Annotated in this window: 13 protein-coding genes; 6 read left to right on the forward strand and 7 right to left on the reverse strand. The window is 46.1% G+C overall.

Annotated elements, in window-relative coordinates; all coding sequences use genetic code 11:
* Positions 1-49 precede the first annotated feature (49 nt).
* The 3 genes from pyrD (at position 50) to ABY802_RS08420 (ending at position 2,987) form a co-directional block, all read left to right on the forward strand.
* The gene (gene pyrD, locus ABY802_RS08410; protein ID WP_372626599.1) at positions 50-1,060 is read left to right on the forward strand and encodes a quinone-dependent dihydroorotate dehydrogenase; all 1,011 of its coding nucleotides are present in this window, start codon (positions 50-52) and stop codon (positions 1,058-1,060) included.
* Positions 1,061-1,177: 117 nt separating this feature from the next.
* Positions 1,178-1,696 (forward strand): cell division protein ZapC domain-containing protein, encoded by a 519-nt coding sequence (locus tag ABY802_RS08415; RefSeq protein ID WP_372626600.1) that lies wholly within the window; start codon positions 1,178-1,180, stop codon positions 1,694-1,696.
* A gap of 58 nt (positions 1,697-1,754) precedes the next feature.
* Positions 1,755-2,987 (forward strand): SAM-dependent methyltransferase, encoded by a 1,233-nt coding sequence (locus ABY802_RS08420; protein WP_372626601.1) that lies wholly within the window; start codon positions 1,755-1,757, stop codon positions 2,985-2,987.
* Positions 2,988-2,996: 9 nt separating this feature from the next.
* Here the strand turns inward: ABY802_RS08420 and ABY802_RS08425 are convergent, their stop codons facing one another.
* The 3 genes from ABY802_RS08425 to ABY802_RS08435 all read right to left on the reverse strand — a co-directional run bounded on the left by ABY802_RS08425 (position 2,997) and on the right by ABY802_RS08435 (position 6,303).
* Positions 2,997-3,995 (reverse strand): polyhydroxybutyrate depolymerase, encoded by a 999-nt coding sequence (locus ABY802_RS08425; protein ID WP_372626602.1) that lies wholly within the window; start codon positions 3,993-3,995, stop codon positions 2,997-2,999.
* A gap of 136 nt (positions 3,996-4,131) precedes the next feature.
* A complete protein-coding gene (locus tag ABY802_RS08430; RefSeq protein ID WP_372626603.1) occupies positions 4,132-5,427 on the reverse strand; it encodes an alkaline phosphatase family protein in 1,296 nt (431 codons plus the stop codon).
* A 72-nt stretch (positions 5,428-5,499) separates the two neighbouring features.
* Complete coding sequence (locus ABY802_RS08435; protein ID WP_372626604.1) at positions 5,500-6,303, reverse strand: amino acid ABC transporter; 804 nt, start codon at positions 6,301-6,303, stop codon at positions 5,500-5,502.
* Positions 6,304-6,540: 237 nt separating this feature from the next.
* Between ABY802_RS08435 and ABY802_RS08440 the strand changes: the two genes are divergently transcribed.
* The 3 genes from ABY802_RS08440 to ABY802_RS08450 all read left to right on the forward strand — a co-directional run bounded on the left by ABY802_RS08440 (position 6,541) and on the right by ABY802_RS08450 (position 10,359).
* Complete coding sequence (locus tag ABY802_RS08440; RefSeq protein WP_372626605.1) at positions 6,541-7,785, forward strand: Nramp family divalent metal transporter; 1,245 nt, start codon at positions 6,541-6,543, stop codon at positions 7,783-7,785.
* A gap of 100 nt (positions 7,786-7,885) precedes the next feature.
* Positions 7,886-8,941: a GGDEF domain-containing protein gene (locus ABY802_RS08445; protein ID WP_372626606.1), complete on the forward strand. Its 1,056-nt coding sequence runs from the start codon at positions 7,886-7,888 to the stop codon at positions 8,939-8,941.
* Positions 8,942-9,000: 59 nt separating this feature from the next.
* Entirely contained in the window at positions 9,001-10,359 is a 1,359-nt protein-coding gene (locus ABY802_RS08450) for a DNA recombination protein RmuC (protein ID WP_372626607.1), read from the forward strand.
* Here ABY802_RS08450 and ABY802_RS08455 read toward each other — a convergent pair.
* The 4 genes from ABY802_RS08455 to ABY802_RS08470 form a co-directional block, all read right to left on the reverse strand.
* Positions 10,330-11,370, reverse strand: coding sequence for a glycosyltransferase family protein (locus ABY802_RS08455; protein ID WP_372626608.1), 1,041 nt, complete (start codon positions 11,368-11,370; stop codon positions 10,330-10,332). The two genes, ABY802_RS08450 and ABY802_RS08455, sit on opposite strands and share 30 nt — an antisense overlap.
* A gap of 27 nt (positions 11,371-11,397) precedes the next feature.
* Positions 11,398-11,925, reverse strand: a complete 528-nt coding sequence (locus tag ABY802_RS08460) for a phosphatase PAP2 family protein (protein ID WP_372626609.1) — start codon at positions 11,923-11,925, stop codon at positions 11,398-11,400.
* A 114-nt stretch (positions 11,926-12,039) separates the two neighbouring features.
* Positions 12,040-13,500 (reverse strand): YdiU family protein, encoded by a 1,461-nt coding sequence (locus ABY802_RS08465; protein WP_372626610.1) that lies wholly within the window; start codon positions 13,498-13,500, stop codon positions 12,040-12,042.
* Positions 13,501-13,603: 103 nt separating this feature from the next.
* Entirely contained in the window at positions 13,604-14,131 is a 528-nt protein-coding gene (locus tag ABY802_RS08470; RefSeq protein ID WP_372626611.1) for a hypothetical protein, read from the reverse strand.
* Positions 14,132-14,459 lie beyond the last annotated feature (328 nt).

Consider the following 14,459-nt stretch of genomic DNA (forward strand, 5'->3'; position numbering starts at 1 on the left):
TACAATACCCCGGTAGTACCGGGGTATTTTTTTATTATTGAAGGCGCCTATGTTTTACTCTATTGCAAAAAAAGTAATGTTTACCTGTGATGCGGAGCGTGCTCATGATCTGGCTCTGGGTAGCCTTAAACGCTTGGCACATACGCCAGCTTCATTATTATGGCGACAACAGGTTGCGTCCAAACCGGTTACGGTAGCGGGTATTCGTTTTGAGAATCCAGTGGGATTAGCTGCAGGCCTGGATAAGAATGCCGACTGCATCGATGCGTTTGGTCAGATGGGATTTGGTTTTATTGAAGTAGGTACGGTAACGCCCAGGCCACAAGCGGGTAATGAAAAACCCCGGATCTTCCGCTTACCACAGGCAGAAGCCATCATAAACCGGATGGGATTTAACAATAAAGGTGTTGATTATCTGGTAAATAACGTTAAAAACGCCAGTTATAAAGGTGTCCTTGGTATCAATATTGGTAAAAATAAAGATACCAGCAATGAACGCGGCAAAGACGACTATGTTAACTGTATGCGCAAGGTCTATCCGCATGCCAGTTATATTACCATCAACATTTCGTCACCAAATACGCCAGGCTTACGGGATCTTCAGTTTGGCGACGCTTTGCTTGATCTGTTACAAACGCTTAAAAATGAACAACTTGATTTGCAAGCTTATTACGACAAGTATGTACCGTTGTTTGTTAAAATTGCGCCTGATATGGATAATCTGGCGGTGAGTCAGATTGCGGAGACGCTGTTAAAAAGTAAAATGGACGGAGCGATCGCCACCAACACGACCCTGGACAGAACCCTGGTTAAAGGTATGACGCATGCTGAGGAAGCTGGCGGTCTGAGTGGTTTACCCGTTCAGCAACAAAGTACAGATATTATCAGCCAACTGCGCCATGCTGTGGGGCCTAAGTTGCCAATTATTGGCGTAGGGGGGATTAATGACGGTGAGTCTGCCAAGGCAAAACTTGCAGCGGGTGCCAACTTGCTACAAGTATATACCGGCTTTATTTACCGTGGGCCGCCGTTGATAAAAACGATCATTGATGGCTTATAAAGATCAAGTCACGATCCGGTTTTATTATAAACAAATAATCTTTAACATACTGATCATCATGCTATAGTGATTAAAAGCATAAGCTAATTCAATAACTTGATTGCAAAGGACTTGACCATGTTAACGCCGTCAGAGCGCTGGAGCTGGACATACTGTGAACAACGCGACCGGTTATTACTTGATATTAGCGAGCAGGCACAGTTTTGTTCTAATTTAAGCTCGCAGCAGTTAACAGTAAAACCCCGGCAGCAGTGCTTTGCCGTAAATGAAGCAGAGCTATTCTGGCAGTATCTGGAAAGTCTGGAACCACTGGAGCTTAACTCTGCTGATACATTGGAATTATGTTTACATGCGTTAAGCGCACAATATTTACAATTGCAGGCCCACAAAAGCTGGTACTTTCCAGAGCAAGTGACATCATCGGTACAGCATAGTGATATAGTCAGTATTGTTGGTGCCAATGGCCGGGTAGCGGCGTTGGTTATTGCTGAAGATCCTGATTGCGTTACTTGTTTGCTGCTGAGTGATGTGCAAACACTGGCAGGCAAAATTATTAAGCGTACAACGGTAATACGCTTGCTGCGTAACCGGGTAAGCCCGTTTAATCAACCCACAATGTTAGCGCGTAGTGCCTGAAGGCTGCTGACAATGTTATCATTGCTGCCTGTTATAGTTTTAAATTCAGGATCAGACGTTGCCAGCATCTTTACCTACCTTAGCTATTCCCTCTGAACCGAGCAGTAATACTGAGCTGCAACGTTTCTTTGCATTGACAAAACAACTGATGGCCGAGCAGCAGTTAATCCGTTTGGTTTTAAGTAAGTACCAGGGATCGACGTCAGAACTACGACGACTTGAAATCACTCCGGTAGAAATTAAATCCAAAATACTCTGGCGTTTTGTCTGGCAATATCAAACTAATCATCAAACTCAGAACTATGCTTTGGAAGACGCAGTGACGATGCTAAGAACGCTAGTGCCTGATCAGTTTAAAGCTGCGCAGCTACAAGCGAGCGCCAGTGAAACCCAGTTGACAATTAGTAAAAAAGGTAAGGTATTGTTTAATAGTAAAAAGGTTAGCGCCGCCCCTGCTGCGGATACTAACCATAACAGAGAAAAACAGCGATATGTTGAACAAAGCAGACCGTTCCTGGCTGCCCTTGGCGTAACGGATGCTCAGGGTAGGATAATTCCTACCATGGCCAATAAGTGGAAGCAAATCAATAAATTTATCGAAATATTGCAGGCTGCAGTGAAAGAAAGTGGCTTATTGAACGCCAAACAACTACACGTTGCCGATTTTGGATCGGGTAAGGCCTATCTCACTTTTGCGATGCATGATTACTTTTGCCATACCCTGGGCTTACCAGCAAAAATTACCGGGGTAGAGTTGCGCCAGAATCTGGTTGATCTGTGTAATAGCACAGCGCAGAAACTTAACCTGGCGGGTATTCATTTTGAGCAAGGTGACGTTAAACATTTTAAAGCCCGCGGTATCAATGTGATGGTAGCGCTGCATGCATGCGATGTCGCTACCGATTACGCCATAAATATGGGGGTTCGCACTGGTGCTGATATTATTATGTGCTCTCCGTGCTGCCATAAAGAAATAAGGCCGCAAATTAGGCTACCAGAAGTGATGGCTCCGATGTTAAGCCACGGCATCCATTTGGGCCAGGAAGCTGAAATGGTGACGGACAGTCTGCGTGCGTTACTGTTAGAGGCCCATGGTTACCAGACAAAAGTTTTTGAATTTATCTCACTGGAACATACCAGTAAGAACAAAATGATCCTGGCAACTAAACGTAAAAAAGCGCCGGATAACCATGCCGTATTACAACAAATTGCTGCCATAAAGCAATTTTACGGGATTGAGCAGCAGTGCCTTGAGCAGCTGCTGCAGGGTGCGTCTCAGACCAAGAATTAACGTTTAGCGTTAAGGCTTAGCGCTAAGTTGCTCTACCAGTAACATCACCGCCTGCAGTTGCGGTGCTTGCTTACTGATATAATGATCACCGGTATAACCCCACCAATCCCAGCAACCATGGGGATTAAACGCACTTGCTGCAGCCTGCGGATACAGGATCACCAGATCGTTGCTGTCGGCATACTCATTTAAACCTGTCTGGGTTAAATAAGCATCGCCAACTGCTGCTACATGCTGTTTGCAACCATGAAAGCTGATATGCAGACGGCAGGGTACGCCTGCGTTGCAGCGCTGGGGCACGTAAGCATAGCCTGTTTTTGCCATTAAATTGCCAGCCTGTGACTGAGTAAGCTCTCGCATGTTGCCGGTACTGTTATCTACCTTCGGGGCAATCGGACCAAGTAAATGCTGTAACAGTTCGCCAGCTGCATCATAACTACAGTTTGCAATAAAAGGTGGCTCAGAAACGTCACAGGCGGTGCCAGTGTTGTTATCCGTCGGAAAATGATGAGCAAAAGGTTTATCAGTGACAACCTTCAGGTGTGCAGGTTTTATCCATTGCTGGTATTGGTTGACCAGCGCCTTGCCAACTTCAGGTTTAACCGTGGTGTCAGCGCTACCATGAAAGATCCAGACTTTATCATCCTGTAGCTGGGTTAAATCAGGCAGTAATTGAGCTTGTACCAGTTCATGGACATAGGTATTGATGGCTTTCAGATTGGGGTTTGCATCTGCTTTACCCAGGCAATGAGTTAAAGCGGTAGCAAGGTTATTTTGAGCACAATAAAGCGGCCCACCGGCAATCAACGCCGCTCCTTGTACCTGAGCGGAAAACGCGACATGAAATTGTACTGCCATGTAAGCACCTGATGATATCCCTGAAACCGTTATTTCATCAGCAAGTCGCAATTTATTACCATTAGCTGCTGCATTAGCAGGCGAAATAGCCAGCGCCAGCATAAGCAGTTTAGAACTTAGCAGAGTCGTTTTTATCAGGCGGTGGCGCATCGCAGAGATCCTCAAAAATAGCATAGTGAATACACCATGTCACAGCTGTAACACTGTTACCATAACGCTTTAGTACTGAAGCAAAGTATTGTTTGAAGTACTGTTCAAAGTACATTAGAAGGTACAGTACAATACGTTACGGTTTTTGACCCGATTTCAACAGATTATCAGCCCACTGTAGATTGCCATCGTTAGGAGCCGGGCGAATTCCCAATATATTGCACATTAGATTATATAGCTGAATATTAGCGAAAGCCGGGATGGTCTGGCCTTTTGCGAAAGCCGGGCCATGCCCGATGAAAATGGCCTGCATTTGTGGTGCGATATTATCGTAACCATGACTGCCGGTGACGGCCCCCCTTAACGGATCGTTTTGCTCGTGCAGATAACGTTTGTGTTGAAGCAAGCGCCAGCCGGGCTCTGGAATAATCAGTAACGGTGCCACTCGTTTGCTTTGCTGATAATGCCAGCGAGCGGGTAATTCTTCTTTTCGATACACTTTAGCGGAATCGGGCAGGTTGCTACTGAGTTGCTGATAAATAGCTTCTAACTCACCCATTTTAGGAAAAATAGAGACAATTTCCGGTGTCCATAAGGTCAGCATCGCTTTACTGGTGTCAAATAACCGATCAACGATAATAACCTGCTCAGCAGGCACTGCTGCCATACCATGATCGGACACCAGTATTAAGTTTACGTTGCCGTATAAATTCTGCTGTTTTAACCCGGCAATTAACAGACCAATTGCGTCATCAACCTCAGCTACCGCGGCGCTGACTTCGGCAGAATCTGGCCCATATTGATGGCCTGCATCATCAATGGTGCTCATATAAAGTGTAATAAAACGGGGACGGTCTGCTGGTGGTAATGCTAACCACTGCAACACAGAATTGACGCGTTCTGTATTGCTGATTTTCCCGTCATACACTTGACAGTAGCGCGGGCGTACCCCTTTAATTTCGGCCTCTGAGCCCGGATAAAAGTAGGTACCGGTTTTTACGCCTTGTAATTCTGCCGTCACCCAGATCGGTTCGCCGAGCCACCAGCGGGCGGCTGTCACTTCTTCGGCATTATTCATTCTGAAAACGCTTTCAAAATCAGCATCGTAGATGTTATTTTCGACAATGCCGTGATTGCCGGGATAAAGCCCGGTGACGATGCTGTAGTGGTTTGGAAAGGTCTTTGTTGGAAACGCTGGCTGCATTGCTTCTGCTACAACACCCTCAGCAATCAGCTGTTCGATATGAGGAGCAGGGTACTTACCAAGATATTGCTGGCTGTATCCATCCAGTGAAATAAGGATAACAGTCGGCTCACTTTCTTGCGTCAGTTCTTTGTTTTGAGTCAGAGCACAGCCATGTTGGCTGAACAAAATGATGCCAAGCGCCGCGCCAAATAGCGATTTTTGCAGGGTTTTTAACAGCTTTTGCATGCCCATATTTATCTCACTTCATTGGTAATGCGCTACTGACAGAAGAATGCCAGAGCGATGTACCAACTCATTTTAAAAACCCAAAGGATACGCCAGATAGTCAACATAGCGATTATGATCGATATAAAGTGGCAAAGCCCGCCATAACTTATCAGCAACCTCAGGATTTTTCAGATAAAACGGCTTACTTAGCATCAGGTACCCGACAGAATAATATACTGGCGGTTGCAGCACCTTAAGGGGCAGGGTGTCGATTTCCTGCCTATTAGCAACCAAACCATTAATTTCACAGGTAACAGTTGTTGAATCAACCCGCCCGGAGACAACCAGTTCCAGCGCGTTTTCCGGTGAATGTGCACTAACCAGTCTGGCATGAGGTGGCAATGGTAGCGCCTGATATCCCAGAGGTCTGGCAATGGTTAATTCCGCATTTTCATTTTTCAGCTTGGCGGGCAGGTCGTTGTCAAACCGATAGGTCAGACACAACGCATTGCTGTTAATGGCTCTGCTGGGGTCCGGTCGGCCAAACTGATCCTGAGGATACATGGTAAAGTGCGCGCGATTTGCGTAATAAGCGGCCACCAATGCATCTACTTTCCCTTCGGCTAACTGCTGTAAACATCGAAGCCACGGCATTCTGACAAGTTCCAGGCTGATACCCACTGCAGTGGTAGCACGTTGTAAATGTTCGATGGTCGCGCCCGGATGTTCTGGAACTGTTACTGAATCACCCGCGAAAAAGGGTAGTAATTGTTTATCTTCGTAGCAGAAACGTAATGTCAGATCTGCCTCCGCTACTTTTTGCGGCACCGTGGCTGCCACCACGACAATTAAAGGTGTGATGGCCACATTTATTAGCAGGCTGACGAAAATCATTTTTTTTCTGTCAAAGGGCAAAATAATACCTTAGCAATATGCGCTGAATAACAGTGACTATCAGGTCTGCAAAGCCAGACTTTCCATCGCAGTATAACGGCTCTGTGGATTACGTGCAGCCAACTTCGGCAGTGATGTCGAAAAAGCGATGATAGACATGAATTGGAGATTACCGTTAAACTACAACACACAATAGTGCACATGCAAAAATATTAACCATAAAAAAGTAGTGCCTTTATGACCATTAAAACACCGCTATTTACGTTGGGGCCTGCCTCGTTAGTTACTGCTGCTTTTATTGGTCCCGGCACGGTAATCAGTGCATCCCTCGCCGGCGCTAACTATGGTTATGCGTTGCTTTGGGCGTTGTTGTTTTCTGTATTTGCAACCTTGATATTGCAAGAAATGGCAGCGCGCCTGGGTATTGTCACCGGCCAGGGGCTGGGTGAGAACTTACGACTCATGTTAAGCCAAACCTGGCTGAAATACCCGATGATATTACTGATCCTCTCCGCTGTGGTTATCGGGAATAGCGCGTATCAGGGAGGAAACATCAGCGGTGCTAGTATGGGCGCGGATGCGTTATGGAAACATAGCTGGCTAATTAGTGCGTTGCGGGAACAAGGTTTAGCAAACCCCTGGGCGCTGCTGATTGGCGCTGTTGCTATTGCGGTGTTGTGGCAGCGGAATTATCTGCTGATTGAACGCTGCCTGATTAGTTTGGTTTTACTAATGAGCCTGGCATTCCTGGCAACGCTGTTATTGAGCAAACCCGATGTTCCGGCATTGCTTCGTGGCTTATTTTTGCCTAGCTTGCCGGCGGGTGCTGTGTTATCGGTCATTGCGCTGGTTGGAACTACAGTTGTACCGTATTCACTTTTTTTACACGCGGCAGCCAGTGCCCGAAAGTGGCAGGGTTCTTCTCTTGATAAAAAACAACAGTTAGCCTTTTCCAATGCTGATATTCGCACTGCAATACCCCTTGGCGACTTAATTTCAATTGCTATTTTATCGACAGCCGCTGCCGCGTTCTTCGGTCGGGCCCATCAGATTAACAACGCGGTTGATCTGGCGCAATCACTGCAGCCACTGGCGGGTGAGGCTGCAGTATGGTTAATGGCCGGTGGGTTACTTGCCGCTGGAGTCAGTTCCGCTATCACCGCGCCGCTGGCAGCAGCCTATGCCTTAAATGGTTTAATCCCACTGAGTAAAAGTCAGTTCCGTGCGTGCTGGTTGCTGATTGTATTAATTGGTGTTGGTTTATCATCAATGGGCATAAAGCCTTTAGCGGTGATCTGGTTTGCACAAGTTGCCAATGGCATTTTATTACCTTTAATCAGCCTGGCCTTGTTGTTGGCGGTTAATTCCCCAATAATGGGCCAATACAGAAATTCGTTCAAGCAAAATATTATCGCCGTTATGGTATGGTTGCTGACCTTGCTGTTAAGTAGCCGAAGTATATATTTAGCAATAATAGCGTGATGGTTTACGTTACCAATATTCTGCTATTTTTAAACAGTTAATAAATGCGGTGAACACGAATGCTTATTATATTTTGGGCGGCCAGTTTGCAGAGGGTTAAGTGCTAAAACACTTTATTACCAATAACCATCAATTTAAACCATCCGATCCTGAATATCGGCGTGTTTATCTTATCAATGGTATGCTACTGAGTATGGTGGTTATATTCACTTTTTTCTTTTTTATTAATCTGGCTTTTTTTGAATTATATAGTGTCGCTTTACTGGATTTTGTCGGTGCCGCCCTGGCGTCTGTGATCTTGCGCCGTTTTCAATTATTAAATAATGTTCGTCAGACCACTTTTCACACGATAACCTTACTAGGCGTATTTTTACTGATTTACCTGGGGTTCTCCGCCCCAGATTTCTATTCACTTTACTGGCTATGTATTTATCCACCACTAGTGTTTTTTTTGCTAGGTCGCAAAAGGGGATTATTTGCGACTGTGCTGTTTTTTGCCTTGCAAGCCTTGTTGCTTAGTTGGCTTGAACCCTCCTGGCCTTCAGAAGGTTTTCCGCTGGAAGCCTTGTTAAATGTAGTATTTGCCACGATTTGTTTAGTGTTGCTGGTGCATTATTACGAAGTCAGCCGTTCTGAAGTTATGCAGGCACTGGCAGCTCAGCATCAACAACTGCAACGGTTATCGGTTACAGATACGCTGACCGGGCTATATAACCGCGTGAAGCTGGATGATATTCTGTCCCGGGAAATTGCACGTTCGGTGCGTCATCAGAGTCCGTTTAGTGTCATTCTTGCTGATTTAGATTTTTTTAAAGCCGTTAATGATGACTTCGGTCATATGGCTGGCGATCAGGCATTAATCTCGTTCTCCGGTATTTTATTGCAACATTGCCGGGAGCTTGATGTTGCAGGACGCTGGGGCGGTGAAGAGTTTTTAGTTATCTGCCCGCATACCGATATTACCGGTGCTAAATTACTGGCAGAAAGAATAAGATCCACCGTAGCAAATCATGATTTTGCGCATGGCAAACAATTAACAGTAAGCCTTGGAGTCGCCAGCTTTATGCGCGATGATGATGCCAACATTATTTTAAAGCGGGCAGATGATGCGTTGTATCGCGCTAAAAGCAATGGTAGAAACTGCGTTGAAATATAAAAAATTAATTATCTAACGCAGTATCGCGTTACCGTAATATCTAGCAGGATTTTACTTTTATGAATGTTCAGTTTACCCCGCACATTATAACAATAATGGTGCTGGCCAGTGTGATAGTGTTGTTACTTATATTTATAAACGGGATACAGCGTCGGCAACGTGAATTGCAATTAGGCCTGGCCAAAAGTGACAACCATGGGGTGCTGTGGCAGCAACAGTATCAGCATGTTCAGCAGCAGTATCATGAACTACAACAACAGTATCAGCAGCTGGCGGTTGACCACGCCAGACTGGGTAGCACCTTGCAGCAGAAGCAACATCATTTTGATGAACAATTACAATTGCTGCAGCAAAATAAGACCGTATTAAAGCAAGAGTTTGAATTGTTAGCGCAAAATATCCTGGAGAGAAAAAGCGAGGTTTTTAAAAACCAGAATCAGGAAAGTATGCGCCAGCTATTGACGCCATTGCAGCATGATATGCAAGGCTTTCGCCTAAAAGTGGAAATGTTGCATACTGAAGAAACCAAACAACGAGCTGAGCTAAAAACCGAATTAAAACAGTTACAGGCGTTAAACCAGCAAATTACCACTGAAGCCAGTCAGCTAAGCAAAGCATTGCAGGGCGAGCGTAAAACCCAGGGAAACTGGGGCGAGCTTATGTTAGAAAACGTTTTGGATAACAGTGGCCTGCGTCCAGGTATAGATTATCAGCGCGAAGCAAGCTTTACTACCGAAAGTGGTCGGCAAAGACCTGATGTGGTTGTTTTTCTGCCACAGGATAAACATTTAATTATCGATGCCAAAACGTCACTATCTGCTTATACCCGCTACGTTAACGCAGAAGACGACACAAACAGGTTGCTGGCGTTAAAATCGCATATTAGTGCTATTAAAGATCGGATAAATGAATTGGCTGATAAAAATTATTATCAGATAGCAGGGTTAAACTCCCCTGAAGTGGTATTTATGTTTATTCCTATCGAATCGGCCTATGTGGCAGCGTTACAACATGACAGTCAATTGTTTCAACAGGCTTTAGATAGAAATATTTTGGTGACCACGCCCACAACGCTTTTGACCAGTTTAAATATCGTTCGGCAGTTGTGGCGTTTTGAGGATCAAAATAAGCACACCGCTGAACTGGCAAACCGGGCTGAGAAGTTTTATCAGAAACTAAAAACGTTTTTAGACAGTATGCAAGGCGTGGGTAAGCAGCTGGATAAAGCGCGAGAGAGTTACGATAAGGCATTAGGACAGCTGGTAACCGGCAAAGGTAACCTGATTAAACAGGCCGCAGAATTTAAAGAGTTAGGAGTAGCAGTGAAAACCGAATTAGATCCTGAACTGGTTGAGCGGGCAAAACTGGAGTTAGATAGCAGTATTGCATCAGAGAGTTCGAGAGCCTTGCCAGATTGAGGTAGCAAGCTCAGAGACCGGCACACTACAACCTTGTTTTAACCAGCGGGCAATTGCCTTGGCGGGCTCTGGCAATGGGTAAGCTGTTGCGGCAGGCCGTGCCAGCCAGTGCTGCAGCAACTCTGGATTAAAAGTATTAAATTGCTGAGCTTTACCCATTTTTACCAGGGTGTAACTATTGTAGGCCTGTTCGGTCTGGCCCTGCAGTGGTTTAATCAACAGTTTTTTACCCGCAATTAATGCTTCACTACATAAGCCAAAGCCGCTATTGCAGATAACGCCGCTGCAATGCTGTAAATCACGTGGAAAGGCGTTTCGGCTTAATGGCAACAGCGTTACATTTTGTTCGGAGCGCAATTCACTGATATTGCTATAAAGTTTGAAATGCCAGCTGGGGTAGTGTTTAAGCCAGTTTATGACAACAGAGGTGTCTTCAAACGGCAGGTAAACCAGAATAAAAGGCCGTTGGCCTGGTTCCGCAGGATAAGGTTGTAAGCTGGTTTGGGTTAACAGTGGCGGCAGTAAATCCGGATAGTCTGGTTGCCAGTGTACTCCCAGCATATGCTGGGCCGGAGCAAAGCATTGTACCGCTGTGTTTAGCCAAAATGCTGACTGCTTGCCAGCAAGCGGATAACGCAGGGCATATTGCCTTGCCAGCCCTACCGACAATACACCCTGGCGTTTTGCTGCCCACGCGGTTACCGGCTCAAAATCGGTTAATACCAAATCATACCCCGATAAATCTAATTGCCTGACGTCACGCCAGAATACCAAAGGTTTCAGTTGTTGAAGCGTAGCAAAACGCTTTACCTTGCCCCGGGCGGTAGTGAAAGTAAAACCATTGGCCCAACGATAGTGACCAAACATCTCCATATCGAATAGCTTTGCCTTTGGGCGGCCGCTAAACATGAAGTCTACTTCAATACCTTGTTGCAAAAGTTCCGGCAGCAAGGCTCTGGCCCGGGTAATATGACCGTTGCCGGTCGCTTGTACGCCATAGAGTATCTTCATTCTGGTCCTGTTTGGCTGTTAAGTGACTTAAACAACGCTTTGTAGTACCAGCAGGGCAATAACACTACCCAAAACAGCACCCGCCAGGATATCTGTTGGATAATGCACACCCAGTAGCACTCTGGATAACCCTATACCCGTGGCCAATGATAAATAATAGAAGGTATAGTCTGGGTAGTAGGCGGCCAGCAGCCAGGCGAACATAAATGCGGCAGCGGTGTGGCCTGATGGAAAGCTAAAACGGTCAGAAGGACGGATAGCGGGAGTCCAGCCATGTTGTACTGATCCTTTGGGACGCTCGCGCTGAATAGCGTTTTTCAACAGTAGGTACAAGGGCAGCTCAACAGCAAATGCAAATATGGCATGCTGGATAAACTGATGTCCCCGGAGCAAATCAAACTGCCACAACAACATGGCAGCAATAAGATACAAATGGCCATCGCCACAGCGGGATAACGCGAGGCTAAGCTTTTTAACTGACGGTAATTGTCCTATCAGGTTTACCCGAAAAAACAACCGCGTATCAAGTAATGTCAGCCTTTGCAGTGTATTCATCAGTATTATCTCTAGCGAAACCTGCGGCCATTAAAGGCACTAAAGATGACATCTCCATGAAAAACTGGTGAATCATTTATGACTTACCATAATAATTACGCAGGCCCAGGCTGATTAAGTGCCACAAAAAGTTCGCTGTACCCGTTCTTGTTCAGAGGCAGGCCGGCTAAATGCCACAAAAGCCGGATCAGAGTTAAAAGGCGTAAGCCAGGCCTGTTTTAACTGATTAAATAAACTGAGATCGCCATCTCTGGTTACTTGCTCTATAGCTTGCTGGATTAAATGATTGCGCGGTATAAGCTCTGGGTTAACGCGCTGCATAGCCGTTACACGTTGCTCGTCAGTCCGATGTTGTGCGGTTATGCGAGCCTGCCAGGCTGAAAACCAGTTTAGCCAACTATTTTGATCATTAAATAACTCACCAGTTATTGCCGGCTTATTCGAGCTAAGCTGCCGGAAAAACAAGGTGAAATCGACCTTATCCTGCTGCATTAATACCAGCACACTGCTAATTAGCTCGGCGTCTTCGGGGACGCCATGTTCAATACCGAGTTTTGCGGTCATTCTTTGTAAATAAGCTGCTTGATAATGCTGACTGAATAACTCTAATGCTGCACTGGCCACTTGTATTGCAGCTGGCTGGTCAGCAGCAAGTAATGGCAATAAGGTTTCAGCAAAGCGGGTCAGATTCCACAAGGCAACGGGAGGCTGATTGCTGTAAGCATAGCGGCCCCGACGGTCAATGGCGCTGAATACGGTTTTTTCGTCAAAGGCCTCCATAAAAGCACAGGGGCCGTAATCAATCGTTTCACCCGTGATAGTCATATTGTCGGTATTCATTACGCCATGAATAAAGCCCAGGCTCATCCAATGGGCGACGGTTGCCGCTTGTGCAGCAATAACAGCCTGTAAGAATTTAAGGTACGGTTGCTGCTGGTTGGCACATTGCGGGTAATGACGCGCTATGACGTAGTCGGTAAACTCAGTTAAGCGAGCGGTGTCACCGAGTGCCGCGACGTATTGAAAGGTGCCAATCCGAATATGGCTTTTTGCCACCCGCGTCATTATGGCACCGGGCAACGCTTCATCCCGATAGACCATTTCGCCGCTGCTTACTGCGGCTAAAGCACGTGTAGTAGGAACGCCTAACGCATGCATGGCTTCACTGACTAAATATTCGCGGATCACTGGGCCGATAGGCGATCGGCCATCGCCGCCTCTGGAGAACGGGGTAGGGCCGGCACCTTTTAGCTGAATATCATAAAGTTGGCCATCTGCAGCCTTTACTTCAGCTAACAGAATGGCACGACCATCGCCTAAACGCGGCACATAATTGGCAAACTGATGACCTGCGTAGGCCTGCGCAATCGGTTGACACCACTTTGGTAAATTATTGCCGGCAAACAGAGCCAGCCCCACTGCGGTAGCGTGATATTGCTCAGGTAGCGCAAGTTCATCAGCTAAAGGTTGATTAAATGCCAGCCACTCTGGTGCCGCAACTGGCGTAGGGCTGCAGGATTGCGAGAAAGTGCTGCCCAATACTGCCAGGCTATGTTGAACCTTAAGTTCTGCCATCTTTGCTTCCTGTTTTGCTAAAACCGTTAGTATACTTGGCTTATGCTTGAATTAAAGTTTGGAGTCGCTGCAATCTGACAAATTCATTCTGTTAATGCCAGTGCTACTTTAAATAGGCTTTCCAGTAGCTGCGCCAGTGCTCAACCTGTTCAGTGCTTTCAAGTTTTTCTTGTTGAATACTCAGGCTGGTTTTACCCGATGCTTTCTGGCTGATATTAACATTGACTCGTGAACCATCGGCCAGATTACATCGCCAGTAGCGCCATTTTTCGGTCTGGCTAACGACGGGGGTACTACTGACTACGACGCCAGAAAATTCATCAGCATTAGCAACTAACTGCTGCCAGAAAGCGAGCGCATCATCAACTGATCCTACCAGAGTTTTACTGACTGACACACTAAAGCGGCCGCTACAATCCTGACCGGGAACGCGCCTGCCAATGGCCTGCTCATATTGCACCACTAACATTTGTGCCCACCAGTGGCTTATTTTATGCTCCGCCAGTAAGGCACTCACAATATCTTTGTGCACCAACGCACTGGCGTTAATGTCGTTTAACCAATTAAGCCAAAAGCTCCATGGTTGGCCGGTACCAGTTACAACCGCCTCGGCAGAAAGAGTGGTTTGCATATTTAAATTACTAGGAAAATAAACAATGGATAAGGTTGTGTCAGGGAACGAATGAAGTCAAGCGGACAATAGCGGCAACGATAGCGGTATTACGCATTTATCGCTGCCTCCTTGTCATTTCGGTAGTTGTTAAATTTCAGCCACAAAAAAACCGACTTTATTAGTCGGCTTTATTGGTTGCGGGAGCTGGATTTCTGACCTTCGCCCAACGGTTATAAAGAGGAGCCCGAGGGCGTGTCAGTATAACTTTAATCTGTATCTTAGTTGGTTGCGGGAGCCCTGATCTTTGTGAAGAGCGAACCGACGACCTTCGGGTTAGTGAATTTCA

Source organism: Arsukibacterium sp. (assembly GCF_041616895.1).
Classification (GTDB): Bacteria; Pseudomonadota; Gammaproteobacteria; order Enterobacterales; family Alteromonadaceae; genus Alishewanella.

What these genes read in the sequence shown, in the direction of transcription:
- ABY802_RS08415 (WP_372626600.1), top strand. Translation starts at nt 1,178, where the DNA reads ATGTTAACGCCGTCAGAGCGCTGGAGCTGGACATACTGTGAACAACGC.
- ABY802_RS08455 (WP_372626608.1), bottom strand. Translation starts at nt 11,370, where the DNA reads ATGAAGATACTCTATGGCGTACAAGCGACCGGCAACGGTCATATTACC.
- ABY802_RS08425 (WP_372626602.1), bottom strand. Translation starts at nt 3,995, where the DNA reads ATGCGCCACCGCCTGATAAAAACGACTCTGCTAAGTTCTAAACTGCTT.
- ABY802_RS08470 (WP_372626611.1), bottom strand. Translation starts at nt 14,131, where the DNA reads ATGCAAACCACTCTTTCTGCCGAGGCGGTTGTAACTGGTACCGGCCAA.
- ABY802_RS08450 (WP_372626607.1), top strand. Translation starts at nt 9,001, where the DNA reads ATGAATGTTCAGTTTACCCCGCACATTATAACAATAATGGTGCTGGCC.
- ABY802_RS08440 (WP_372626605.1), top strand. Translation starts at nt 6,541, where the DNA reads ATGACCATTAAAACACCGCTATTTACGTTGGGGCCTGCCTCGTTAGTT.
- ABY802_RS08460 (WP_372626609.1), bottom strand. Translation starts at nt 11,925, where the DNA reads ATGAATACACTGCAAAGGCTGACATTACTTGATACGCGGTTGTTTTTT.
- ABY802_RS08430 (WP_372626603.1), bottom strand. Translation starts at nt 5,427, where the DNA reads ATGCAAAAGCTGTTAAAAACCCTGCAAAAATCGCTATTTGGCGCGGCG.
- ABY802_RS08435 (WP_372626604.1), bottom strand. Translation starts at nt 6,303, where the DNA reads ATGATTTTCGTCAGCCTGCTAATAAATGTGGCCATCACACCTTTAATT.
- ABY802_RS08465 (WP_372626610.1), bottom strand. Translation starts at nt 13,500, where the DNA reads ATGGCAGAACTTAAGGTTCAACATAGCCTGGCAGTATTGGGCAGCACT.
- pyrD (WP_372626599.1), top strand. Translation starts at nt 50, where the DNA reads ATGTTTTACTCTATTGCAAAAAAAGTAATGTTTACCTGTGATGCGGAG.